At 67.9% G+C, this 1,964-nt stretch carries 1 protein-coding gene; it reads left to right on the plus strand.

What is annotated here, in order from left to right:
• The coding region (locus A3AC_RS29625; protein WP_035476105.1) for a condensation domain-containing protein at positions 1–1,964 on the plus strand (1,964 nt) is incomplete at both ends.

The following is a 1,964-nucleotide window of genomic DNA, read 5'->3' on the forward strand; positions in this document are numbered from 1 at the left end:
ATCGAACTGGGAGAGATCCAGGCAGCGCTGCTCGCGCACCCCGAAGTGCGTGACGCGGCAGTGCTGGTGTCGGGCGGCGCAAACCCGAATGCAAACGCAAGCGACAGTGACCGGCGTCTCGTCGCCTACGTGGTGCCGCGCGGTGAACCGTATACCGGCGATGTCGCGCGCTGGCAGGTGTGGCTCGCCGCGCGTCTGCCGGCGCATATGGTGCCGTCCTCATATGTCGAACTCACTCGCTTTCCTTTGACGCCAAACGGCAAGCTCGATCGCCGCGCGTTGCCTGCGCCGGAAGCGGTCGCGAATGCCGCAGAAGCCGTAGCGGCGGCGACGCCTGCGGAGTCCGCATTGCTGGCCGCCTGGCGCGCCGTGCTGCGGCGTGACGATATCGGCGTGACCGACAATTTCTTTGTGATCGGCGGCGACTCGATTCTGAGTCTGCAGGTTGTGTCGAAAGCGCGCGATGCCGGCCTGCATGTCACGCCGCGCATGGTGTTCGAGGCGCCGACCGTGCAGCAGCTCGCGCATGTGGCGCGACCGCTGCGGGACGAGTCGACCTCGACGTCCACATCGCCGGCGGCATTGGCAGCGGTGCAGGACAGCAACGGCTCGGCGTCGTCCGACTTGTGGCGCGCCCTCGGACTCAAGCCCGAGCACATCGAAGACGTTTATCCGGCGACGCCGCTGCAAGGCGGCTTGCTCTATCACACGCTCGCCGAGCCGGGGCAGGGCGCGTATCTGAACCAGATCCGCGCGACGCTGTCCGGCGCGCTCGACGTCGCCGCGATGCAGGCCGCGTGGCAGGCCGCGCTCGAACGTCACGCGATCTTGCGCACCGGGTTCGCGTGGCAGCACGGCGGCGCTGTAATGCAGATCGTGCATCGCAAGATCGCACTGCCGTTCGCGCTGCACGACTGGTCGAGCGCCGCGGATTATGACGCGCGCCTCGCGCAGTGGCGCGCGCGCGATCTGGCCGACGGCATCGCGCCGGACGCGGCGCCGCTCATGCGCATCGCGCTTTTCGTACGCGACGCAAAGACCGCCGACCTCGTCTGGACGCATCATCATCTGCTGCTCGATGGATGGAGCGTGTCGCTGCTGTTCGCTGAAATTCTGCGCGACTACCGGATGCGCACGAGCGGTGACGCAGCGGCGTTCGACGCGGCGCCACCGTATCGCCGCTACGTCGAGTGGATTCGCGAGGCAGCCGACGATCCCGCGACCGAAGCATGGTGGCGCGCGTGGGCTCTGCGTGCCGACGATCCGGCGACGCTCACCGCGAGTCTCGGGGAGCCGCGCGCGGCTGAACCCGGCGCTCATGCGCGCCGCCACGCGCTCGACGAAGCGCTTGTCGCGCGCCTGCAGGCAACGGCGCGGCGCAACGAGATCACGCTCAATACGCTGATGCAGGGCGCGTGGGCCGTGCTGCTCGCGCGCTATGGACATCGGCGTGGCGTCGCGTACGGCACGACGTTCGCGGGACGGCCGGCGCACCTGCCGGGCGTCGAACGCATGCTCGGGCTCTTCATCAATACGCTGCCGGTGTGCGTCGACGTCGACGCAAGCGCAGAGCTCGGCGCGTGGTTGCGCAAGCTGCAAGGCGAGCTGACCGAGCTGCGTCAGTACGAACACACGCCACTCGGACGCGTGCAGCAGTGGAGCGGACGTAGCGGCGATGCGCTGTTCGACAGCATCGTCGTGTTCGAAAACTACCCCGTGGATGCCGCTCGCAGCGGGGACGCGAGCCTGAAGGTGGAGTCCGTCGATTCGGTCGATCCAACGCATTACCCGCTCGCGCTCGCGATCATTCCGCGCGGGCAGGCGCTCGCACTGGAATGGGCGTGGAACGGCGAGCGGATCGACCGGGAGACAGTGGAGCGCATTGCATCGCAGTACGAAGCTGTTCTGATGCAGATGGCCGACGGTGTTGGGCGGCGGGTTGGATCGCTGAGGTTGCCTGTGCA

The sequence above is a fragment of the Burkholderia sp. WSM2230 genome, assembly GCF_000472445.1.
Classification (GTDB): domain Bacteria; phylum Pseudomonadota; class Gammaproteobacteria; order Burkholderiales; family Burkholderiaceae; genus Paraburkholderia.